The organism is Frateuria sp. YIM B11624 (genome assembly GCF_049727805.1).
In the GTDB taxonomy this organism is placed as follows: Bacteria; Pseudomonadota; Gammaproteobacteria; order Xanthomonadales; family Rhodanobacteraceae; genus Frateuria_A.
Genome location: NZ_JBCNYA010000017.1, coordinates 25,698 through 47,568 on the forward strand (window position 1 = coordinate 25,698; position 21,871 = coordinate 47,568).

Annotated in this window: 22 protein-coding genes and 1 pseudogene; 14 read left to right on the forward strand and 9 right to left on the reverse strand. The window is 69.5% G+C overall.

Features of this window, described 5'->3' with window-relative positions:
- Window positions 1-90: 90 nt before the first annotated feature.
- The 7 genes from AAIL17_RS10290 to AAIL17_RS10320 form a co-directional block, all read right to left on the reverse strand.
- The gene (locus tag AAIL17_RS10290; protein WP_424682744.1) at window positions 91-468 is read right to left on the reverse strand and encodes a response regulator; all 378 of its coding nucleotides are present in this window, start codon (window positions 466-468) and stop codon (window positions 91-93) included.
- Window positions 468-1,973 (reverse strand): sensor histidine kinase, encoded by a 1,506-nt coding sequence (locus tag AAIL17_RS10295; protein ID WP_424682745.1) that lies wholly within the window; start codon window positions 1,971-1,973, stop codon window positions 468-470. Before AAIL17_RS10295 ends, AAIL17_RS10290 begins: the two co-directional genes overlap by 1 nt.
- Window positions 1,970-2,593: a YfiR family protein gene (locus tag AAIL17_RS10300; RefSeq protein ID WP_424682746.1), complete on the reverse strand. Its 624-nt coding sequence runs from the start codon at window positions 2,591-2,593 to the stop codon at window positions 1,970-1,972. The genes AAIL17_RS10295 and AAIL17_RS10300 overlap by 4 nt, the downstream gene beginning before the upstream one ends.
- 22 nt (window positions 2,594-2,615) lie before the next feature.
- Complete coding sequence (locus tag AAIL17_RS10305; RefSeq protein ID WP_424682747.1) at window positions 2,616-4,553, reverse strand: TonB-dependent receptor plug domain-containing protein; 1,938 nt, start codon at window positions 4,551-4,553, stop codon at window positions 2,616-2,618.
- A gap of 218 nt (window positions 4,554-4,771) precedes the next feature.
- Window positions 4,772-5,221, reverse strand: coding sequence for a DNA-3-methyladenine glycosylase I (locus AAIL17_RS10310; protein WP_424682748.1), 450 nt, complete (start codon window positions 5,219-5,221; stop codon window positions 4,772-4,774).
- Window positions 5,222-5,267: 46 nt separating this feature from the next.
- The gene (locus tag AAIL17_RS10315; RefSeq protein WP_424682749.1) at window positions 5,268-6,320 is read right to left on the reverse strand and encodes an NAD(P)-dependent alcohol dehydrogenase; all 1,053 of its coding nucleotides are present in this window, start codon (window positions 6,318-6,320) and stop codon (window positions 5,268-5,270) included.
- Between the two features lie 58 nt (window positions 6,321-6,378).
- Window positions 6,379-6,798, reverse strand: coding sequence for a (R)-mandelonitrile lyase (locus AAIL17_RS10320; RefSeq protein WP_424682750.1), 420 nt, complete (start codon window positions 6,796-6,798; stop codon window positions 6,379-6,381).
- A gap of 122 nt (window positions 6,799-6,920) precedes the next feature.
- Here AAIL17_RS10320 and AAIL17_RS10325 point away from each other — a divergent pair, with 122 nt between their 5' ends.
- Genes AAIL17_RS10325 through AAIL17_RS10345 form a run of 5 tightly spaced genes read left to right on the forward strand, consistent with a single transcriptional unit; the run spans window position 6,921 to window position 9,777 of the window.
- Window positions 6,921-7,820, forward strand: a complete 900-nt coding sequence (locus AAIL17_RS10325) for a LysR family transcriptional regulator (RefSeq protein WP_424682751.1) — start codon at window positions 6,921-6,923, stop codon at window positions 7,818-7,820.
- 48 nt (window positions 7,821-7,868) lie between these two features.
- On the forward strand, window positions 7,869-8,204 hold the full coding sequence (locus AAIL17_RS10330; protein ID WP_424682752.1) for an ArsR/SmtB family transcription factor: 336 nt from the start codon (window positions 7,869-7,871) through the stop codon (window positions 8,202-8,204).
- Window positions 8,205-8,207: 3 nt separating this feature from the next.
- A complete protein-coding gene (locus tag AAIL17_RS10335) occupies window positions 8,208-8,696 on the forward strand; it encodes an ArsI/CadI family heavy metal resistance metalloenzyme (protein ID WP_424682753.1) in 489 nt (162 codons plus the stop codon).
- 26 nt (window positions 8,697-8,722) lie between these two features.
- Window positions 8,723-9,109 (forward strand): arsenate reductase ArsC, encoded by a 387-nt coding sequence (locus AAIL17_RS10340; RefSeq protein ID WP_424682754.1) that lies wholly within the window; start codon window positions 8,723-8,725, stop codon window positions 9,107-9,109.
- Between the two features lie 2 nt (window positions 9,110-9,111).
- Entirely contained in the window at window positions 9,112-9,777 is a 666-nt protein-coding gene (locus tag AAIL17_RS10345; protein WP_424682755.1) for an aquaporin, read from the forward strand.
- On the opposite strand, the gene AAIL17_RS10350 is transcribed toward AAIL17_RS10345, so the two are convergent.
- Window positions 9,774-10,589 (reverse strand): Crp/Fnr family transcriptional regulator, encoded by an 816-nt coding sequence (locus tag AAIL17_RS10350; protein WP_424682756.1) that lies wholly within the window; start codon window positions 10,587-10,589, stop codon window positions 9,774-9,776. The genes AAIL17_RS10345 and AAIL17_RS10350 overlap by 4 nt on opposite strands.
- 275 nt (window positions 10,590-10,864) lie before the next feature.
- Between AAIL17_RS10350 and AAIL17_RS10355 the strand changes: the two genes are divergently transcribed.
- From AAIL17_RS10355 to AAIL17_RS10375, 5 genes and pseudogenes are all read left to right on the forward strand, one after another.
- Window positions 10,865-12,430 carry a histidine kinase dimerization/phosphoacceptor domain -containing protein gene (locus tag AAIL17_RS10355; RefSeq protein ID WP_424682757.1) on the forward strand — a complete coding sequence of 522 codons (1,566 nt, stop codon included), beginning with the start codon at window positions 10,865-10,867 and terminating at the stop codon, window positions 12,428-12,430.
- 482 nt (window positions 12,431-12,912) lie between these two features.
- Window positions 12,913-13,911 (forward strand): sulfate ABC transporter substrate-binding protein, encoded by a 999-nt coding sequence (locus AAIL17_RS10360; protein WP_424682758.1) that lies wholly within the window; start codon window positions 12,913-12,915, stop codon window positions 13,909-13,911.
- A gap of 1 nt (window position 13,912) precedes the next feature.
- Complete coding sequence (cysT, locus tag AAIL17_RS10365) at window positions 13,913-14,740, forward strand: sulfate ABC transporter permease subunit CysT (RefSeq protein WP_424682759.1); 828 nt, start codon at window positions 13,913-13,915, stop codon at window positions 14,738-14,740.
- Window positions 14,737-15,597, forward strand: coding sequence for a sulfate ABC transporter permease subunit CysW (cysW, locus tag AAIL17_RS10370; RefSeq protein WP_424682760.1), 861 nt, complete (start codon window positions 14,737-14,739; stop codon window positions 15,595-15,597). Before cysT ends, cysW begins: the two co-directional genes overlap by 4 nt.
- Before the next feature lie 93 nt (window positions 15,598-15,690).
- A pseudogene (locus AAIL17_RS10375) lies at window positions 15,691-16,737 on the forward strand (sulfate/molybdate ABC transporter ATP-binding protein); the annotation flags it as partial.
- 93 nt (window positions 16,738-16,830) lie between these two features.
- On the opposite strand, the gene AAIL17_RS10380 reads toward AAIL17_RS10375, so the two are convergent.
- Window positions 16,831-17,973, reverse strand: a complete 1,143-nt coding sequence (locus AAIL17_RS10380) for an OprO/OprP family phosphate-selective porin (RefSeq protein WP_424682761.1) — start codon at window positions 17,971-17,973, stop codon at window positions 16,831-16,833.
- A 257-nt stretch (window positions 17,974-18,230) separates the two neighbouring features.
- On the opposite strand from AAIL17_RS10380, the gene AAIL17_RS10385 reads away from it, so the two are divergent.
- The 4 genes from AAIL17_RS10385 (at window position 18,231) to AAIL17_RS10400 (ending at window position 21,864) form a co-directional block, all read left to right on the forward strand.
- Window positions 18,231-19,145, forward strand: coding sequence for a peptidylprolyl isomerase (locus tag AAIL17_RS10385; RefSeq protein ID WP_424682762.1), 915 nt, complete (start codon window positions 18,231-18,233; stop codon window positions 19,143-19,145).
- Between the two features lie 265 nt (window positions 19,146-19,410).
- Window positions 19,411-20,337, forward strand: a complete 927-nt coding sequence (locus AAIL17_RS10390) for a DMT family transporter (protein ID WP_424682763.1) — start codon at window positions 19,411-19,413, stop codon at window positions 20,335-20,337.
- A gap of 26 nt (window positions 20,338-20,363) precedes the next feature.
- Complete coding sequence (locus AAIL17_RS10395) at window positions 20,364-21,287, forward strand: 23S rRNA (adenine(2030)-N(6))-methyltransferase RlmJ (RefSeq protein ID WP_424682764.1); 924 nt, start codon at window positions 20,364-20,366, stop codon at window positions 21,285-21,287.
- A 61-nt stretch (window positions 21,288-21,348) separates the two neighbouring features.
- A complete protein-coding gene (locus AAIL17_RS10400) occupies window positions 21,349-21,864 on the forward strand; it encodes a Slp family lipoprotein (RefSeq protein ID WP_424682765.1) in 516 nt (171 codons plus the stop codon).
- Window positions 21,865-21,871 lie beyond the last annotated feature (7 nt).

Genomic DNA, 21,871 nt, shown 5'->3' on the forward strand with positions numbered 1-21,871 from the left:
CGCAGCCGTGACTCCGGCCGGCCGGCCGAGTGAAGGTCGATCCCTGGCAAGCTCGCGGAGCCACCGCGCCTGCCTCGCCCGGACGTGCGCTCAGCCCTCCAGCGCGGCCGTCACCATGTCGGGCAGGCTTTCCAGCGAGAACGGCTTTTGCAGCACGCGGTAAACCACCGACCGCAACGCCGGCGGCAGCGGCGAAGGCGCGTAGCCGGTCATCAGGATCACCTTCACGCCCGGGCGCAGCGTGCGGGCGGCTTCGGCGACCTGGTAGCCGTCGATGTCCGGCAGCTTGATGTCGCTCAACAACAGGTCGATGCGCTGGTCCGACTGCAGCGCCTGCACGCCGGAGGTGCCGTCGCTGGCTTCGACCACGCTGAAGCCGGCGTCCTGCAGGCCTTCCATGACCAGTTCGCGCAGGAAGGCCTCGTCTTCGACGAGCAGGACGTGGGGGATGGTGTCGACAGGGGGCATTACGCTTCCTCGGGGATGGTTTCGCGGGGGGCGCGGGGAAGGATGATATGGATGGTCGTGCCGCGGCCGGGCTGGCTCTCGATACTGGCCACGCCACGCGACTGCTCGACGTAGCCGAGGATGGTGCTCAGGCCCAGGCCGGTACCCTTGCCCACCGGTTTGGTGGTGAAGAACGGATCGAACGCCTTGCTGCGCACTTCCTCGTTCATGCCCACGCCGGTGTCGACCACCCGCAGGTGGACGTAGTCGCCGTCGGCCAGGCCATCCAGCAGATGGCTTGCATCCACGCGGAGGTCGTCCGTGCAGATCGTGATCTGGCCGCCCTCGGGCATGGCATCGCGCGCGTTGATGACCAGGTTGAGGATCGCGTTCTCCATCTGATTGGAGTCGCACAGCACCGGCCATTGCGATCGCAGTTGGTACTCGATCTTCCAGCGGGAACCGACCGAATGGTCCAGCAGCGGCTGGATGTTGCGGACCAGGGCATCCAGTTGCAGCGACCTGGGCGACAGCGGCTGCCGGCGCGCGAAGCTGAGCAGGCGCTGGGTGAGGCTGGCGGCGCGGTCGATGCCGTCCTGCGCCATGTCCAGGTAGCGTTGGATCTGTGCGTGGCGGGCCTGGCGCTGGCGGAAGAACTCGTTGTCCTGGTCGGGAACCTGCGACGCGGCGGTGGGTGCGTCCGGATGCTCGCCGGCTGCGACGCGCTCGCGTTCGAGCTGGTCCTTGCGCTCGACGCCCGGCTCGCTCTGCAGCAGTTGCTTCTGCAGCCGCGTGAGGCTGCCGCGGATGATCATCAGCAGGTTGTTGAAATCGTGCGCGATGCCGCCGGAGAGCTGGCCGATCGCCTCCATCTTCTGGCTCTGCCGCAGCGCCTCCTCGGTGCGCGCGCGCTGTTCCATCTCCGCGCTGAGCCGTTCGTTGGCATTGGCCAGTTCGCGCGCGCGCCGCTGCAGCACGACGTTGGCGCGCGTGAGCACGCGCTGGGCCACCGCCAGTGCCGCGAGCATGAGCAAAGCCATCAACGTCAGCAGTGCCACGCCGCTGTAGCGCGCCAACTGCATGACCAGCGGCGTGTCCGCAGCACGCAGGTAGACGCTGCCGACGGTGGTGGTGCCTTGCTGCGCCGGCACGGCCACCAGCAGGTGGCCGCGCGGCAACCGCCCGCCGTTGGCCAGGCTGTCGGCGATCGGCTCGCTGCCCGGGCGCTGGAAGCCGGCGACCTGGTGATGCGACTCGTCGTATACCGCCGCCGCGTCCAGCCGGGGGTCGAGCATCAGCGCATTGACATACTCCTGCGCTGTGGCGCGGTCGTTGAACGCGACCGCGGCGGTCACGCTGGCAGCCAGGATCCTAGCCTGCACGGACAACTGGCGGCGCTGCTCGGTGCTGGAGGAGTGGTACTGGTAGCCCGCCGCGAGCGCGCCGGCGAGCAGCAGCAGCGCGGCGGCGACCAGCGCCAGCACCGGCCGGAACGCGAACGACTGGCCCAGGCCGCGCGACTTCACGTCGGCTCCCTCACCGCCAGGGCGAGATTGAGCAGCTTGGAGCTGATCGTGATGTGGTTGCGCGCCGCCTCGCCGGTGTCGATGACGAAGCGCACGCGCCCGCGCTGGATCACGAACTGCACGATGCCGCCCTGGTGTGGCGCGGTGGAATCGACCACCGTCAGCACCGGCCGTCCGCTGACCGCGTCGAGCGCGTCATGGATGCTCTGCGACGGCAGGTGGCTGATGAACACGATCTGGCACGCCGCGTCGCGCGTCAGCGCGTCGAGCCGGCGCACCTCGAACGGATGGGTGCCCAGGCTGCGCCCGGCGACCTGTTTCTCCAGGTAGTGGCCGAAAGGATCGTCGCCGGCCACGCAGATGCGGAACGGTTCGTTCGCCGCAGTGAAGGTCGTGGGCGGCCAGTTCACGAAAGGCGCCAGCTTGTAGAGGTAGGTCGCCTTGACCGCGTATTCGAGCGAGACGTCCGCCGGCGCCGGCTGCGACCGTGCCTCGCCCGTGACGCAGGCAAGCAGCAATGCGAGCAGGCAGGCAGGCGCGCCACGGAGCCACGCAAGCCGCACGGCCGCCCTGGCATGCAAGGTGGATCGGGGCGCGGCGCGGCGGGTGGGAATCGTCATCTCCTGCGGTCCGGGCGCGCGGCTAAAAATGCAGGCGGGCGTCGAGCGACACGCTGCGCCCGATCCGGTCGCTGTCCGGGAACACGTATTCCTGGTGCCAGGCATGCAGCAGGTTGAAGCCGGACAGCGACAGTTCCAGCTTGTCGCTTGCCAGCCATCCCAGGCGCGCGTCGAGCTCCACGTAGCCGGGCACCTTCGGATCGGGCAGCGCGTCGACGCCGCGCAGCTCGGTGTAGAGCGTCCAGCGGTCGGACAGGTTGACCATCGAACGGAGGAAGCCCCAGTGGTCCGGATCGTTGCCTGCCTGCGCCACGCCCAGCAATCCGCTTGCGCCCGGCCTGAAGCGCAGGTGCTGGCGCTGGGCGGTGAAGCCGGCGCCCAACTGCCACCGGTCATTGACCGCATAGCTGCCCCACGCCTCCACGCCCTGGGTGTGTCCGTACATGTTGTTGCCCCAGGTCAGCGGGAGCAGCGTGACCGGCGTGAACTCGATCGTGCGCAGGTCGTCGTAGACGTTGTAGTACGCCGAGACCGACACGGTCGCGCGGGTGGCGACCTGCGCCCGCCAGCCGGCCTCGTAGGCGGTCAGCTTCTCGCGCCGGAAGTCCGGGTTGCCGGTGACGAAGGTGACCGTGCCCTGCTTCTCGATGACGTCCTCGTCGAACGGCGTAGGCGTGCGCACGGCGCGCGAGGCGGCGGCCCACAGCAGCACGTTGCGCGTCGGCTGCCAGGACAGCCGGGCATTGGGCATCAGCGAGACGCCGGAGTACGGGTCGTCCTCGGCCTTCAGGCCGAGCGTCAGTTGCGTGCGCGGATCGAGCGCGATCTGGTCCTGGATGAACGCGTTGGCCAGGTTCTGGGTGTTGCGCGTGGGATCCCACAGCAGCGAGTTGCCCGCGCCGATGCGCGGCTTGATGTCGTAGCGGTAGATGCGGTCGCCGACGCCCCACACCACCTGGTTGCGCTCGCCCAGCATGAGGTTGTGCTGCGCCTCGATGTCCCAGGTATCGAGCTTGAAGCCGCTGCCGTCGCCTTCGTTGCGACGGTACATGTGGTCGTAGTAGGTCTGCAGCTGGAAGCTGGAGGTCTCGCTGAATGCATGCTGCCAGCGCGCCAGCAGGTCGCCCTCGGTACTGCGCCCTTCCACGCCGGAGGGCTGGTCCTGGCGGCCGTCGTGCAGGTCGCTCTGGAGCATGACCGCATCGCCCTCGCCGGCATCCCAGTCCAGCCGGAAGCCAGCCTGCGGCTTGCGCCAGCCGTCGTGCGCGTCCTGGCCGGCGCTGTTGTCGAAGGCGCGCCGGCGCACGTCGCTGGCATAGACACGGTAATGCGCGTGCCGCCCCAGCTTGCCGCCGTACTGCACGGCGGCGCTGCTCTCCAGGTTGCCCGCGCTCAGGCTCAGCAGGCCGCCCTGGGTGTCGGCCGCTGCGCGGGTGATGATGTTGATCACGCCGTTGACCGCGTTGGCGCCCCACAGCGCGCCGCCCGGACCGCTGATGACCTCGATGCGCTCGATGTTCTCCGGCAACACGAACTGGTCGTCCCAGTACATGCCCGAGAAGATCGGCGAATACACGCTGCGCCCGTCGATCAGCACCAGCAGCTTGTTCGGGAAGTTCTGCGCCGCGTTGTTGCCGCTGAACCCGCGTGCGGTGATGGTGTAGTCGCCCGGGCTGGTCTGGAAGACTTCCAGGTTGGGCGCCAGCCGCAGGATGTCGGGCAGGCTGCGCGCGCCCGAGCGCAGGATATCGTCGTGGCTGATCACGTAGACCGCGGCCGGCGCCTTGGCCAGCGCCTCGGGGTTCTTGGCTACCGAGGACACCACCACCTTGCCCAGGTCCTCCAGCGAGAGGCTGCTCAGGTCGGTGGCCGGCAAGTCGATGGACGCATGGGCGGCCTGGATGGACCACGCAAGCAGCGTCAACGCGGCGATTCCGCGTCGGCGACGCACCGCATTCATGCGGCTACCTCTTCGCGGGCATTCGGGCTGCGCATTGAGGGTCATCCTTAGATCGTTTTTATCTTCGTGCCGTCCCCGCGCGGGCTTGGCAGCTTGGCACGGCGGACCGCGAAAGAGTAGCCGATCCCGCCCTGCCCGCCGTGCAGCGGACGTCTGCGCAGGGCAGTCTAGCGTCAATGTCGTGAGCCACGTCTCGCCGCGCCACACGCTCTTCGCATTTACCTGCGGCGCGTATCGCCGAGGGCGCGCACGAACCAGCGGATGGAGGGCGCGCCGATGTAGTGCGCCCAGGTGTCGGCGTCGCGGACCAGCGCTTCCTCGTCGCCGCCGAAGGCGTGCACGTAGGCCAGCGCGCCGCCGCACTGCCGGCTACGCGCCTGCAGGTCGCGCGCGTTGCGCAAGGTGGCGCGGATCTTCTTTTCGTTGCGGATCATGCCCTCGGCATCCATCAGCGCAGCCAGCCGTTCGTCCGGCCAGGTGGCGACGGTGGCCAGGTGAAAGCCGGCGAAGGCGTGGCGGATGCCCGGCCAGCGCACACGCACTACAGCCGGCCGGAAGCGCGCCTGGAAGACAGCAGCCGTCAGCAACTCGAAGACGTCGTCGTCGTTCGCCGCGGGGCGCTCTCCCAGCGGGTTCCAGCCCTCGACGATGCGCGGCGTCACGTGCATGCCCGACGTCGGGCCCTCCCCGCAGGAACGGGGAAGGCCCTGCCCGCTACGCGGCGAGCGAGGCGTTGTCGATCACGAAGCGGTACTTCACGTCGCTGCGCTGCATGCGGTCGTAGGCCTCATCGATCTTCTGCGCCGGGATCATCTCGATGTCGGCGACGATGCCGTGCTCGGCACAGAAGTCGAGCATCTCCTGCGTCTCGGCGATGCCGCCGATCAGCGAGCCGGCGATCGAACGGCGGCCGAAGATCAACGTGCCGATGTTCGGGCTCGGGTGCGCGTGTTCGGGCACGCCGACCAGGCACAGCGTGCCGTCGCGCTTGAGCAGCCGGGTGTACGCATCCAGGTCGTGGCTGGCCGCGACGGTGTTGAGGATGAAGTCGAAGCTGCCGGCGTGCTTGGCCATGTCGTCGGGATGCTTCGAGATCACCACCTCGTCCGCGCCCAGGTCGTGAGCGTCCTGCCGCTTGGACTCGGACGTGGTGAACGCGACCGTGTGCGCGCCCATGGCATGGGCCAGCTTGATGCCCATGTGGCCCAGGCCGCCGATGCCGACGATGCCGATCTTCCTGCCCGGACCGGCGCCCCAGTGGCGCAGCGGCGACCAGGTGGTGATGCCCGCGCACAGCAGCGGCGCGACCGCGGCGAGCTGCTCCTCGGGGTGGCGGATCTTCAGCACGAAGCGGTCGCTGACCACGATCCGCTGCGAATAGCCGCCCAGCGTGTGGCCGGGGGCATCCGGCGTCTTGCCGTTGTAGGTGCCGACAAAACCGTTCTCGCAGAACTGCTCCAGGCCTTCGCCGCAGGAGGCGCAGTGCTGGCAGCTGTCGACCAGGCAGCCGACGCCGACGGTGTCGCCGACCTTGAAGCCGGTCACTTCGTCGCCGACCGCGCTGACGTGGCCGACGATTTCGTGGCCGGGCACGCAGGGATACAGCGTGCCGGCCCACTCGGAACGCACCGTATGCAGGTCCGAGTGGCACACGCCGCAATAGGCGATGTCGATCTGCACGTCGTGCGGCCCGGGCTGGCGGCGCTCGATGTCCATCGCTTCGAGCGGCTTGTTGCTGGCGTGGGCACCGTAGGCTTTGGTCTTCATGGATGATTCCTGTGCAGGGTGGGGATGCGTGCAACCGGGCGACGGTAGCAAAGCCGGCTTAGCCCTTTCCAAGCTTCGCCGCACCGGCGAGGTATTGCGCGTCGCTGACGTGCTCCATCCAGTCGACGACCTTGCCCTCGAGCGCTTCCTGGATGGCGATGTGGGTCATCGACGTGGTCGGCGTGGCGCCATGCCAGTGGCGGTGGCCCGGCGGGCAGAAGATCACGTCGCCGGCGCGGATCTCCTCGACCGGGCCATCCTCGCACTGCGTCCAGCCGCAGCCGGCGGTGACGACGAGGATCTGGCCCAGCGGATGCGAGTGCCAGGCCGTGCGCGCGCCCGGCTCGAAGGTGACGCTCGCGCAGGCGGTACGGCCGGGCGCGGGCGCGGTGAACAGCGGGTCGATGCGGACCGAGCCGGTGAACCACTCGGCCGGTCCCTGCATCGACGGCTGGGAGCCATTGCGCTTGATCTGCATGGATGGGTTGCTCCTGGTAACGGACCGCCCGCTAGTGTGGGGATGCCGGCCGCGGGTGATTAGCCGCCCAGTCGCGCATGCATCTATGATCCGCGCTCATCAATCGGCCCCAGGCGCGTCGCGTGGCCCGGCAGAACTACAACGATCTACTCGCCTTCGTATCGGTGGCGCGTGAGCGCAGCTTCACCCGCGCGGCGGCCCTGCTGGGCGTGTCCCAGTCGGCCCTGAGCCACACCATCCGCGGACTCGAGGCACGGCTGGGCCTGCGCCTGCTCACCCGTACCACGCGCAGCGTGGCGCCCACCGAGGCGGGCGAGCGGCTGCTGGCGTCCATCGGCAGCCGCTTCGACGAAATCGACGCCGAGCTGGACGCGGTCACCGCGCTGCGCGACAAGCCAGCCGGCACGGTGCGCATCACCGTCGGCGAGCATGCCGTCGAATCGATCCTGTGGCCGCGGCTCGCCCGTTTCCTGCCGGGCTATCCCGACATCAGGGTGGAACTGGACATCAGCTACGGCCTGAAGGACATCGTCGCGGAGCGCTTCGACGCCGGCGTGCGCATGGGCGAGCAGGTCGAGAAGGACATGGTCGCCGTGCGCATCGGGCCGGCCCTGCGCATGGCCGCGGTGGGCGCCCCTTCCTACTTCGCGCGCCGCCCGCCGCCGCGGAGTCCGCAGGAACTGGCCGCGCACACCTGCATCAACCTGCGGCTGCCGACCCTCGGCGGGCTGTATGCCTGGGAGTTCGAGCGCGACCGGCGCCCGGTCAACGTGCGCGTCGACGGGCAACTGGTCTTCAACAGCATCACGCCCATCCTGGCCGCAGCCATCGACGGCTTCGGCCTGGCCTATCTGCCCGAGGACCAGGTGCTCACGCACCTGCATGCCGGCCGGCTGGTGCGCGTGCTGGAGGACTGGTGCCCGCCCTTCCCCGGTTACCACCTCTACTACCCCAGCCGCCGGCAGCCGTCGCCGGCCTTTGCGCTGGTGGTCGAGGCGCTGCGGTATCGCGGAACCCGCTGAGCCATCCCAGGCTTGACATGCGCCAAACATTTCCATAATTTCCGAATTATGGAAATCAAGACCGCACTGGCTGCCCTGAGCGCGCTCGGCCACGAAACCCGCCTCGCCGCCTTCCGGCAACTGGTGCAGGGCGGGCCGGAAGGCCTCTCCGTCGGGGAGCTGCGCGAACGCCTGGATCTGCCGCCGGCCACGCTCACCGCGCACCTCAACGTGCTGCGCGCCGCCGGGTTGGTGCGGGACGAGCGCGAAGGCCGGGTGATCCGCCTTCGTGCCGACTACGCGCAGATGGACGCATTGATCGCCTACCTCACCGAAAACTGCTGCGCCGGTTCCGTCACCTGCGGTCCGGCGCAGGCCTGCAAACCGCGCCGCAAGGGAGCCTGAGCCATGAACCGATTCCACGTGCACCTGAACGTCGCCGACCTGGCGACGAGCATCCGCTTCTACACCGCGCTGTTCGGCGCCGAGCCGACCGTGCGCAAGGACGACTACGCCAAGTGGATGGTCGAGGACCCGCGCGTCAACTTCGCCATTTCCACCACCGGCCGTGCGCCGGGCATCGACCACATGGGCATCCAGGCCGACAGCGACGAAGCACTCGCTTCGCTCGGTCGGCGGCTGGACGCGGCCGGCGGCGCGCTCGTGCCGGAGCAGGCGACCGTCTGTTGCTACGCGCGCTCCGACAAGCTGTGGACCGAGGATCCGCAGGGCACGCGCTGGGAAACCTTCCACACCTTCGGCGAAGCGACGACCTATTACGAAGGCGAAGCACCCTGCGCGACGGACGGCGCGAGCTGCAGCCCCGACCTGCGCACCGTCAAGCCGAAGGTGGACAAGGGCGCGGCCTGCTGCGCACCGGGCTCCGGTTGCTGCTGAGCAGTGGGCACGCCGGAAATCCACGCATGAAGAAACGCATCCTTTTCGTGTGCATCGAAAACTCCAACCGCAGCCAGATGGCCGAAGCCTTCGCGCGCATGCACGGCGGCGAAGGGGTCGAGGCGTGGAGCGCCGGCTCCGCGCCCTCCGGCCGCATCAACCCGCGTGCGGTGCAGTTCATGGCGGAACTGGGCTACGACCTTTCCGCGCACGCCTCCAAGTCGCTGGATGAGGTCTCGGGTGCGTTCGATGCCGTGGTCACGATGGGCTGCGGCGACCGCTGTCCCTGGGTACCGGCGCGCCGGCGCGAGGACTGGAACCTGCCCGACCCGAAGCATCTGGACGATGCCGGCTACCGGCGCGTGCGCGACGAGATCTCCGCACGCGTCCAGGCGCTGCTGGCGTCGCTCTGACCATGCTGCCGCGCAAGCTGCTGGCCGAGTTCATCGGCACCGCCCTGCTGCTCGCCGCCGTGGTCGGCTCGGGAATCATGGGCACGATGCTCTCGCCCGGGAACGCCGGCATCGCGTTGCTCGCCAACGCGGCGGCGACGGCGGGCGTGCTGTATGTCCTGATCGTGCTGTTCGGACCGATTTCCGGCGCCCACTTCAATCCTGCGGTCACGCTCGCCATGGGACTGCGCGGCGACCTGAGTGCGCGCGATGCGCTCGCCTACGTGCTCGTGCAGGTCGTAGCCGCGGTCGCCGGCGTACTGCTTGCGCACGCCATGTTCGATCTGCCGCTGCTGCAACCGGGCACGCACGTGCGCAGCGGCGCCGCACAGTGGTTGAGCGAGGGCGTGGCCGCGTTCGGCCTGCTGCTGACCATCCTGCTCGGCAGCCGCCAGCGGCCGTCGGCCGTCGCGGGCCTGGTGGCGAGCTACATCTTCGCGGCGTACTGGTTCACCGCGAGTACCTCTTTCGCCAACCCGGCGGTGACCGTCGCGCGCTCGCTGACGCAGAGCTTCGCAGGCATCCGGCCGGCCGATGTGCCCGGCTTCGTGCTGGCGCAGTTCCTCGGCGGCATCTGCGCGGTCCCCGTCGCGCAGTGGCTTTCGCCGGCACCGCAGGCGCCAGGCTAGCCCGGCATGCGGGAACCGGGGGCGGCGGCGCCTGCGTTCAACTTGAGAATGGTGCTTTCGTCTTCCGTCGGATACACGCCCTTGAGCACGTCGTCGAAATGGGCGCGCACCGCATCGTTGCATCTGCACGAAAGCTGCTGCAGTTGCTCCCTGTCGCGCACGCGCACGCCGCCGCGGCGTGTTTCCAGCACGCCGCGCATCTTCATGTTCTGCACCACCCGGCTGATGTAGCTGCGGCCCACGCCGAGCATCGACGCCAGTTGCTCCTGGGTCAGCGGCACGTCGTGGTCGCCGGTGCGGTCCAGCGCGGCCGTCAGCCATTTGGCGACGCGTTGCTCGATGGTGTGGGTCGCATTGCAGGCGACGGACTGGAAGACCTGGGCCAGCAGGCAGTCGGCGTAGCGGGCGAACAGATAACGCAAGGTCGCCGACTGCGCCTTGGCCTCCTCCAGTTCCCGCGATTCGATCCGATAGAACGGCCCGGGGAACTGCACGAGGCCGCGCGCGTAGGCGGGCAACCGGCCCTGGCTGACGATGCCGCCCAGGGCGCCCTCGCGTCCGACCAGGGCGGTTTCCACGCCGCGCCCGTCTTCCAGCAGGACCACGTAGGAAACCAGGCTGGGGCCGCACGGGAAATAGACGGTCTGCACCGAATCGCCCGGCTCGTAGAGCACCGTTTCCGTATCGGCGAACCAGGGCCTCAGATGCGGCGTCAGCAACGCCAGGTCTTCCGCGCGCAACGCGCGGAGCAGATTGTTGGCCGGCCGCTCGATGCGCAGCTTCCGGACGTCGCCTGCTTCACCGCCGTTCATGTGCTGATCCACACGAGCCTCCAGGGCAGGCGTGGCCTGCCGTCCAACCGCTGAGCACGCTCTCGGCTCCGTCGTCATGTAGCGCCCACAAAGGTGTTCGCAATGTGATCCAGCGGGCTTGCATGTCCACTAGTGAACATACACGGCAGCAGTTGCGTGCCTAAAGTGCCCGCCCATCACCGTGAGCGCAGCGCCGCTGCCGCCTACGGCCGGCCGCCGCCCCGGCCCCACACTTGCCGCCCGGACGATACGTTCCCGGCGGCGCTCGGGATCCCATGCGACAAGACATCGAACCCGGCGGTGCCCCGCCCACCATGCCGTTTCCGCAAGCTGCCGCGATCGAGCCGCACGGTATGCTGCTGGCAATCGACGACGCCGGTTGCATTGCGGCGCTCGCAGGGACTACCGACCGGCCGTTCGGCCACCGGCCGCGCGATCTGCTCGGCAGCCGGCTGGCGGACACCGCGGATGCGCCGAGGCACCCGCTGCCCGCCGTACCGCCTGACCTGACGGCGCATCCCCGCCACGTGGGCCGCTGGCTCGATCACGACCGCAGCGGCTGGGACGTTTCGGCCCATCGCAGTGGGCCGTACACCCTACTGGAATTCGAGCCGGCACCCGCGGACGAACCCCACGCAGTGGCAGCCGCCGCTGCCATCCACCACGCCTGCGCGGCCTTCGAATCGTGCTCCGACGTGCAAGCCACCTGCGCGGCCTGCGCGAAGGCACTGCGTCAGCTCACCGGGTACGAGTGTGTGGCCATCGGGCGCTTCGCCGCCGGGACCACAGCCGTGGTGGCGGCCATGGAGGAAGCCATCTCCATGTCGCCGCCATCGCTCGTTGGCGTTCTGCCCCTGCCGTTTGCGCCCGACGGCGATGGCGTGGGTTTCCACGCAGCGCCCGACCTCGCTCGGCTGCCGGTGCCGGTGTTTCGCGCACAGGCGCACGGCTTGGATCCCGATCTCGGCCACTGCGTCCTGCGCGGCGGCGGAGCGGCGCATCGTGCGCAGCTCGAACGCCTGGGCGTGGCCGCATCGCTGTGGCTACCGATCATGGTGCGCGGCCGGCCGTGGGGAGCGGTCGCCTGCCATCACGCCACGCCTCGGCCCGTGCCTTGCGCCGTCCGCCTCGCCTGCGAGCTGGTGGTGCGCGAGTGCGCGATGCGGATCGAGGCATGCGAGGCCCACGAGCGGCAGCGGCAGGCCGGATTGCTGGTGCAGGAAGCCCATCACCGCATGCAGAACAGCCTGCATATCGTCGCCGCGATGCTGCGGCTGCAGGCGCGGCAGGCGGCCGGAGGCGAGGTCCGTACCGAACTGGAGGCCGCGGCGGGCCGCCTGGCCGCGGTGGGCGCCGTGCACCGGCAACTTAGCCAGCCCGACGATGCGCGCGTCGTGCGGCTGGACGCGTACCTGGGCCAGCTAGGCACGGACCTTGCGCAATCCTGGGGCGAGGGATGGATGCAGCAACTGGTGGTCGATGCCTGCGAAACCGGGCTCGCCGCCGACACCGCGATCAGCCTGGGCCTGGTGGTGACCGAGTTGCTCACCAATGCGGCCAAGTATGCCTATGGCGGCGCGCCCGGTCCTATCGCCGTGCATGCCGCGAGGCGGGGCACGTGGCTGCACGTCACCGTCAGCGATCGCGGCTGCGGCATGCGCAGCGACGCAGCAGGAAGCGGGCTGGGATCGAGGCTCAACCGGTTGTTCGCCACGCAGCTTGGCGGCGAGATCCAGTGGTCGTCCGACGGTAACGGCACGACGGCAACGGTACGCATTCCCCTGCCCGCACTGCGCATGGACGAGGTGGCCGAGCCGGTCGCCCAGGCCGACACCGGTTGATCTGCCGGCACCTCCCTCGGCGCAACGGTTGGCCATCCATCCGCGGCGCGCGGGTTCGGCCGACGCACGTGCGCTTGTTAGGAAAACGTGGACGCGATTGCTGCGCTATCCGCGACGAATGTCTAGCGGATGCTTAACCGCAGCTGTGCTGGAGTGCGACTCGAGTACGCCGATTCCCGAGGTACGACCATGCACGACGCACTCGACATCCGCACCGCCCCGCGAAGCCCGGCCGCCATGGCCACGGCCGCAGGCAGCCATCGCCCAGGGGCCTGTCGTCCGCTGCCGCACAAGGCATTCGACGACTGGGAAGCACCCGCGGCCGCTGCCTTGCGCCGGCAAGACCCGGCGTAATCGCCCGACCCAGGGAAAGACAGAAAGCCGATCACGCCAGACCTGCGGCATGGCCGCAGGAACGGGTGTCCGCGCCCGGCGCGTGCCCGGTGTGCGGCGAGCAACGATCCATTCGTTAGGGAGACTCCATGAAGAAGCTGATTGCGCTGTGCGCCGTCCTCGGCACGCTGGCCGCGGGTGCGGCGGCGGCCAAGAACGTGACCCTGCTCAACGCCTCGTACGACCCGACGCGCGAGCTCTATCGCGATGCCAACCAAGCCTTCGCCGCGCAGTGGAAGGCGCAGCACGGCGACCGCGTGGTCATCCGCATGTCGCACGGCGGCTCGGGCAAGCAGGCGCGGGCGGTGGTCGACGGACTTCCGGCCGACGTGGTGACGCTGGCGCTGGCGCACGATGTCGACGTGCTGGCCGAGCGCGGCCTGCTCGCGCGCGACTGGGAGCAGCGCCTGCCTGACAACAGCGCGCCCTACACCTCGACCATCGTGTTCCTCGTGCGCAAGGGCAACCCGAAGAAGATCCGCGACTGGTCCGACCTGGTGCGTCCCGGCGTGCAGGTGATCACACCCAATCCCAAGACCTCCGGCGGCGCGCGCTGGAACTTCCTCGCCGCCTGGGGCTACGCGCTCAGGCAGCCGGGCGGCAACGAGGCCAAAGCCAAGGCCTTCGTACACCAGTTGTACAAGCACGTGCCGGTGCTCGATACCGGCGCGCGTGGCGCCACCAATACCTTCGTCCAGCGCGGCATCGGCGACGTGCTGCTGGCGTGGGAGAACGAAGCGATGCTGGCGAAGCAGGAGATGGGCGGCGCCGACGTGGAGATCGTGGCGCCCTCGATGAGCATCCTGGCCGAGCCGTCGGTGGCGGTGGTCGACCGCAACGTCGACAAGCACGGCACGCGTGCGGCCGCCGAGGCGTACCTGAAGTTCCTCTACTCGCCGCAGGGCCAGGAGATCGCCGCCAAGCACCACTACCGCCCGCGCTCGGGGCAGGTGATGGCGAAGTACGCCAGCCAGTTCCCCAAGGTGCACCTGTTCACGCTCAAGGACACCTTCGGCAGCTGGAGCCAGGTGAATGCGAAGTTTTTCGCCGACGGCGCCATCTTCGACCAGATCGGCCCGGGGAGCTGACATGCGACGAGGACGGATCCTGCCGGGTTTCAATCTCAGCCTGGGCTACTCGCTTACCTACCTGGGCCTGATCGTGCTGCTGCCGCTGGCGGCGCTGGCCTGGAAGGCCTCCGGGCTGGGGCTGGGCGGCCTCATCGAGCTGCTGCGCGTGCCGCGCACGCTGGCGGCGCTCAAGCTCAGTTTTGGCGGTGCCACGCTGGCGGCAGCGATCAACGTAGTGGTCGGCCTGCTGGTGGCGTGGGTGCTGGTGCGCTACCGCTTTCCCGGGCGGCGCCTGTTCGACGCGATCGTGGACCTGCCGTTCGCGTTGCCTACCGCGGTGGCGGGCATCGCGCTGACCGCGCTGTACGCCCCCAACGGCTGGATCGGCCAATGGCTGGCCGCGCTCGGCATCAAGGTCGCCTATACGCCGTGGGGCGTGCTGGTGGCGATGGTGTTCGTCGGCTTTCCGTTCGTGGTGCGCACGCTGCAGCCGGTGCTGGAGACGCTCGAACACGACGTGGAGGAAGCGGCCGAGACGCTCGGCGCCCGGCGCTGGCAGATCTTCCTGAAAGTGATCCTGCCGATGCTGATGCCGACCCTGCTGACCGGCTTCGCGCTGGCGCTGGCACGCGCGGTGGGCGAGTACGGCTCGGTGATCTTCATCGCCGGCAACATCCCGATGAAGTCGGAGATCGCGCCGCTCCTGATCGTGCAAAGCCTCGAGCAGTTCGACTACGCCGGCGCGGCCGCGCTGGGCGTGGCGATGCTGGCATTCTCGTTCGTGCTGCTGCTGGTGATCACCCTGCTGCAGCGCTGGAGCCATCGCTGGGCGGAGAGCGCGCCATGAGCCGCCGCCGTACGCGTCCCCTGGGCTGGGCACGGGTGCTCGGGCGAGGGCTGCTCACGCTCGCCGCGGTGGTGTTTCTTATCGTGTTCCTGCTGCTGCCGCTGTCGGTGGTGTTCGTCGAAGCGTTCCGGCAGGGCGCGGGCGCGTTCTTCGACGCCATCGGCCAGGACGAGGCGCGCTCGGCGATCTGGCTGACCGTGCTGGTGGCGGCCATCGCGGTGCCGGTGAACCTGGTGTTCGGCATCGCCGCGGCCTGGGCGATGGCACGCTTCGAGTTCCGCGGCAAGGCGTTGCTGGGTGCCTTCATCGACCTGCCGTTCTCCGTGTCGCCGGTGGTCTCGGGCCTGGTCTACGTGCTGCTGTTCGGCGCGCAGGGCTGGTTCGGGCCGTGGCTGGAGGCACACGGCGTGAGCATCATCTTCGCCGTGCCGGGGCTGGTGCTGGCAACGATGTTCATCACCTTGCCGTTCGTGGCGCGCGAGCTGATCCCGCTGATGCAGGCGCAAGGCAACGACGAGGAGGAGGCGGCCCGCGTGCTGGGCGCCAACGGCTGGCAGATGTTCTTCCGCGTGACGCTGCCGAACATCCGCTGGGCGCTGCTCTACGGCGTGCTGTTGTGCAATGCGCGGGCGATGGGCGAGTTCGGCGCGGTGTCGGTGGTGTCCGGGCACATCCGCGGGCTGACCACCACCATCCCGCTCGAAGTGGAGATGCGCTACAACGAGTACGACTACGTCGGCGCGTTTGCCGTCGCCTCGCTGCTGGCCTTGCTGGCGCTGCTGACGCTGGCGATCAGGATCGCGCTGGAATGGCGCTACGGCGACGAGCTCGCCGCGCACGCGCCGGGCGGGCGGTGACGCCATGTCCCACTCTCGAACCGCACCCGCCGTTCTCTCTCCCCCGCCGGCACGGGAGGGCGCCCGGACGCTTCCCCTGCGAGGAACCGACGCATGACCCTCGAACTGACCCGCCTCAACCGCCGCTTCTCCGATTACCCGGCGCTCAACGACGTCAGCCTGAGCATTGCGCCGGGCGAGTTCCTCGCGCTGCTCGGGCCGTCCGGCTCGGGCAAGACCACGCTGCTGCGCATCCTCGCCGGGCTGGACTATCCGGAGAGCGGCCGCGTGGAGTTCAACGGGAGGGACTTCCTGGCTGCCGCGCCGCGCGAGCGCAACGTGGGGCTGGTGTTCCAGCACTACGCGCTGTTCCGTCACCTGACCGTGGCCGAGAACGTGGCGTTCGGGCTACGCGTGCGGCCGCGGCGCATGCGCCCCAAGCGCGCGGAGATCGATGCGCGCGTGGAGCAGTTGCTCAAGCGCGTGCAGCTGGACGGCTTCGGCAAGCGCTATCCCTCGCAGCTTTCCGGCGGCCAGCGCCAGCGCGTGGCGCTGGCGCGCGCGCTGGCGGTCGAGCCGGAGCTGCTGCTGCTCGACGAGCCGTTCGGCGCCCTGGACGCGCAGGTGCGCGTGGCCCTGCGCCGCTGGCTGCGCCGGCTGCACGAGGAGCTGGGGCTGACCACCGTGTTCGTCACCCACGACCAGGAAGAGGCGCTGGAGCTGGCCGACCGCATCGCGGTGATGAACCGCGGGCGGATCGAGCAGGTCGGCACGCCGCGGGAGATCTATCAGCAACCGGCGACGCCGTTCGTCTGCGAATTCATCGGCAAGGCCAACCGTCTCACCCTGCGCCGCGAGGGCGAGCGCTTCGCCGCCGGTGGCTGGACCTTCGCCAACGACCCCTGGATGGGCGAACACGCGCAGGCGATCGCCTACGTGCGCCCGGAGCACCTGACCCTGTCCACCGCCCCCATGCCCGGCGCGTGGCGCGCACGTTTGCGCCACGTTTACCTGGCCGGCAGCGTGGCGCACCTGGACCTGGAGGTGGCGGCGCTGGACCACCCGCTGGAGGCCGACATCGCCAGCGAGGACCTGGCGCGGATGGGCCTGCGCGACGGCGACGGGCTGTACGTCTCGCCCAGCCACGCGGTGATCTTTCCGCTCGATCGCGACGGTGGGCCCATCGCCGGCGATCGCTGGCTGTGGCGGGTCGGCGTGGCGACGCCGCCGACCCGCCTGCCGATGATCCGCCGGTCAGAAGCTGAGCTGGGCGCGCAGCGCGTAGATGGTGGGATCCAGCGGTAGGTTGCCGCGGTCGCTGAAGGCGCGGATCACGTTGGCCTGCAGCTTGAAGTGATCGTCGATGTACCAGTTCAGGCCCAGCGTCCAGTCGTGCTCACGCCCGCCCATCACCGCGCCGTCGTCCAGGTCGAGCGTGGCGTAGCGCAAGGCCAGTTCCAGCGCGCCCCAGTCGTGCCGTGGCTTGAGCCCGCCGACGGAGCCGGCCTTGTAGTCGCGCGATTCGCCGGTCAGCGCCCAGGCGCCGAACAGGTAGTAGCCGTGGCTGTGGAAGTCGCGCTGCTCCGGGCGGATCGCCTGCATCGCCAGGTACTCGCCCTGCAGCAGCACCGGACCATGGATCCAGGCGGCCTCGAGGCCCTGCCGGTCGAGCCGGTCGACGCCCTCGAGCGTGCCGGTGTCGACCAGCCGCACCGGCGTGAGGTTCACCTCCGGGCGAGCGCGGATGCGGCCGGTACGGTCGTCGCGCAGCTCGCGCGAGGCGGACAGGCCCAGGTGCACCACCTGGCCCTGTTCCTGCACCGGGTTGTAGACCACCCGCCCGGCGAAGGTCTGGCCGGCCGCGTCGTCGTTGAGGTCGTGGCGGGTGAAGAAGCCCGCCTGCAGCAGCCAGTGCGGGGTGCCCTGGTAGACCCAGTCCAGGCCCACGCGGCGGCCTTCGTACACCGCCTGCTCAGGCAGGCTGCGCTCCATGAAGGTGACGTTGCCGGTGGAGATGTTGCCGTCCTCCCAGCCCACCGGCGTCTTGAACTGGCCGACGCGAAAGCGGCCCGCATGGGTTTCGACGCCGACGTAGTTGTCCACCCAGCTGTTGGCCTGGAAGTCGTAGCCGGCGTTGATCGTGAAGGCGCCCTTCTTCTCGACGTAGAGATTGAATTCCTGGCGCCGCCAGGTCTGTGCATCGTCGAATCGATCGCTGCCATCGGGCAGGCGATCGTCGCTGAAGCGATTGAAGTCGTACTGCAGCAGGCCCTTGAGGCCCGCATTGACGCCGTTGCCCAGCTCCACGCTGGTGGGCCACGCGTCGGCATCGCCCGCGAGCGCCGGCTGGGCCATGACGCAGGCGAGGACGGCGGCCGCCAGGATACGTAGACGCATAGTCGCTCCCAATGAAAGAAACCCCTGATTGTCCTGCAGCCGGCCGACTGCCGGCACCCCGTTCGAGCGCAGGAATAGCACGGCGTTGGTTAGCCGATGATCCCCGGGGCGTTCGCCAGCGGTAAGGATGCAGGCCAACGAAAAGCAAACGAAGGCTGGAAAAGCGACACGCCATGCGGAGGGCGCGCCCATCGACCGCACGACCGGGTGGACGCTATAAGCTTCGGGCTTCATCCATGCCAGCAGGGGACCTTCGCATGCGCCGCACGCTTCTCGCCATCACGCTCGCCAGCCTGTTCGCCCTGCCCGCGCTGGCCGACCACGCCAGGCCCACGCCGACGCCCAAGGAACTGCTGGCGCAATCGAAACCGCAGGAATGGCGCACGCCGGATCCGGCAAACCTGCTCGACATGAAGCTGCCCAGCGGCCACGTGCTGATCGAGCTGGCGCCGGACTTCACCCCGCTGCACGCGGCCAACATCCGCACGCTGGTGCGCGAGCATTACTTCGACGGGCTGGCGATCGTGCGCGTGCAGGACAACTTCGTCACCCAGTGGGACGATCCGGCCGCGGACGACGAGGACAAGCCCCACGTCAAGCCGCTGGGCAGCGCCAAGGCGACCCTGCCGCCGGAATTCACCCGCGCGATCGATCCGAAGCTGGAGTGGACGCCGCTCCGCGACGGCGACGTGTACGCGAAGGAAGTGGGCTTCTCCGAAGGCTTCCCCGTCGCGCGCGATCCGGCCGGGGGCCGCGAGTGGATCACGCATTGCTACGGCACCGTGGGCGTGGCGCGCGACGTCGGACCCGAAACCGGCAACGGCAGTGCGCTCTACGCGATCATCGGCCAGGCCCCGCGCGGACTGGACCGCAACCTGGCCGTGGCCGGCCGCGTGATCGAGGGCATGGAGCTGCTCTCCGCCCTGCCGCGCGGGCCGGCGCCGATGGGCTTCTATACGGACAAGTCGATGCGGGTACCGATCGAGTCGGTGCGGCTGGCTGCCGACCTGCCCGCGGCGCAGCGGCCGAAGATCGAAGTGCTGCGTACCGACAGCCCCACGTTCGCCAAGCTGGTCGAGGCCAAGCGCAATCGCCGCGACGCGTTCTACACGAACCCGGCCGGCGCGATCGACCTGTGCAGCATCAACATTCCGTCGCGCGAGGTGAAGTAGCCGCAGGTTGCGGTCACCCGCGGGAGCGCCCCCATCCGCCCTTCGGGCACCTTCCCCCGCGCGCGGGGGAAGGATTTGTTCGCCCTTCCCGGTCGAACCAGCCCGGGTACGGGGATGACTGGACGTGAGGCCTCACGATCGAGCCTTCCCCCGTGCAACGGGGGAAGGTGCCGAAGGCGGATGGGCGCCTTTCGCGCGATCGGCCATCCGAACAACCCCGTCGCCTCCTACAATCGCGCCTCCCCTCCGCGCGAACACGTCCACCATGCAAGCCATTGCCAAGGCCCGCCTGCAGATCCACTTCTGCGTGGTGCTGTGGGGTTTCACCGCGATCCTGGGCAAGCTGATCACGTTGCCGGCCTCGGCGCTGGTGTGGTGGCGCATGCTGCTGGTGACGCTGGCGCTGCTGGCGACGCCGCGGGTGTGGCGCGGACTGCGTGCGATGCCGGCGCGGCTGCGCTGGGCGTATGCGGGCATCGGCGTGCTGGTGTCGCTGCACTGGCTCACCTTCTATGCGGCGATCAAGCTCTCGAATGCCTCGGTGGGTGCGACCTGCATCGCGCTCGGGCCGGTATTCCTGGCCTTCGTCGAGCCCTGGATCGCGCGCCGCCGCTTCGATCCGCGCGAACTGCTGCTCGGCGTGGCGGTAGTGCCAGGCGTGGCGCTGGTGGTCGGCGGCGTGCCGACGGCGATGCGGCTGGGACTGGTGGTGGGCACCGCCTCGGCGCTGCTGGTGGCGCTGTTCAGCGCGTGCAACAAGCGGCTGGTCGAGCACGGCGACCCGCTGACGGTGACCTGCCTGGAACTGGGCACCGGCACGCTGTTCCTCAGCCTGCTGGTGCCGTGGCTGCCGCATGCCGGGGCCGCGTTCGTGCTGCCGGGCGCACATGATGCGGTCCTGCTGGTGCTGCTGTCCTTCGGCTGCACGCTGCTGCCGTTCGCGCTGGCGCTGGTCGCGCTGCGCCACCTGAGCGCATTCGGCACCCAGATGGTGACCAACCTGGAACCGGTCTACGCGATCGTGCTGGCGGTGGTGCTGCTGGGCGAGCAGCGCGAGCTGGCCTGGCCGTTCTACCTCGGCGTGGCGGTGATCCTGGCCGCGGTGTTCGCGCATCCGTGGCTGAGCCGGCGCGGCGCGGCGGCACAACCGGAACTGATGGGCGTCAGCGAGGCGCACAACGCGACGGACTGAAGGCGCGCCGCCCCTATACTGGCGCGATGAATTACCGCCACGCCTACCACGCCGGCAATTTCGCCGACGTCCTCAAGCACATCGTGCTGTCCGCGCTGATCGATGCGCTGAAGGCCAAGCCCACGCCATTCGCCGTGATCGACACCCACGCCGGCAGCGGCTGCTATGCGCTGGAGGGCAAGGAGGCCGAGAAGACCGGCGAGTGGCGCGATGGCGTGGGCCGGCTACTGTTTCCCGACGTCGGTCCGCACGCCAGCGCCGGCGGCACGCTGCCGCCGCTGCTGCGGCACTGGCTGGACGGCCTGCTCGCCCTGCCCGGCAACGAGCACGGCCTGAAGCTCTATCCCGGCTCGCCCCTGCAGGCCGCCCGCGCGATGCGCGAGACCGACAGCGCGCAGTTGTGCGAGCTGCACCCGGAGGAGGCCGCGCGCCTGCGCGAGCTGTTCCACCACGACAGGCGCATGCACGTGCACGAGCGCAACGGCTACGAGGCGCTCAAGGCGCTGCTGCCGCCGAAGGAGAAGCGCGGCCTGGTGCTGATCGATCCGCCCTACGAGGCGCAGGAAGCCGAGTACCGGTTGATCGAGCAGGCGCTCAAGGCTGCGCTGGTGCGCTGGCCGACCGGCGTCTACGCCGTGTGGTATCCGGTCAAGCAGCGCAGTCAGGTGCAGCCGTTCCTGCGCTGGCTCGGCCACTGCGGCGCCCGCCGGGTGCTGCGCGCCGAGCTGCTGGTGCATCCGGACGACTCGCCGCTGCGGCTCAACGGTTCGGGCATGGCCATCGTCAACGCGCCGTGGAAGCTGGACGAGAGCTTGCGCGAACCGCTGCGCGCGCTGGCGCGGTTGCTGTCGCAGGAACGCCCGGCCGAGTGGCGGCTGGACTGGCTGGCCGAGGAAGGCGCCGCCGCGCCGCCACCGTCGCCGCTACCGCGTTCACACGGTCGCCGCTAAGCTCGCTGCGCACCGCGGCGGCGTTCCGCCGCGGCCTTCCCGCCAAGGTCAGGAGCCCGCCATGCGCATCCGCCTCGCTTCGATCATGTTCCGTTCGCTCGTGCCGGCCACGCTGCTCGCGCTGGCGGCCTGCGCCCCCGCGCCGATCTACAAGGCCGCGCCCGATGCGGTGACCGCGCAGCCCTTCCAGGTCTCGCAGTCGCCCGAGCAGTTCGCCAGCCGCCAGGTGATCTGGGGCGGGCGCATCGTCGGCGTCAACAACCTCGCCGACCACAGCGAGGTGGAAATCCTCGCCTACCCGCTGGACAAGTCGCAGCGGCCGCAGGCCAACGACAGCGGCGGCGGGCGCTTCATCGCGGTGATGCCCGGCTACGTCGAGTCGCTGGACTACCCGGCCGGCGGGCTGATCACGGTCAGCGGCCAGCTCAGCGGCAGCCGCGCGGGCAAGGTCGGCCAGGCCGACTACGTGTTCCCGCTGGTGCAGGTGAACCAGTCGCACGTGTGGACCGCCGACGAGATGAACAAGGGCAAGAACAACGTGCACTTCGGCGTGGGCGTAGGCGTCGGCATCCGCTGACGCCTCG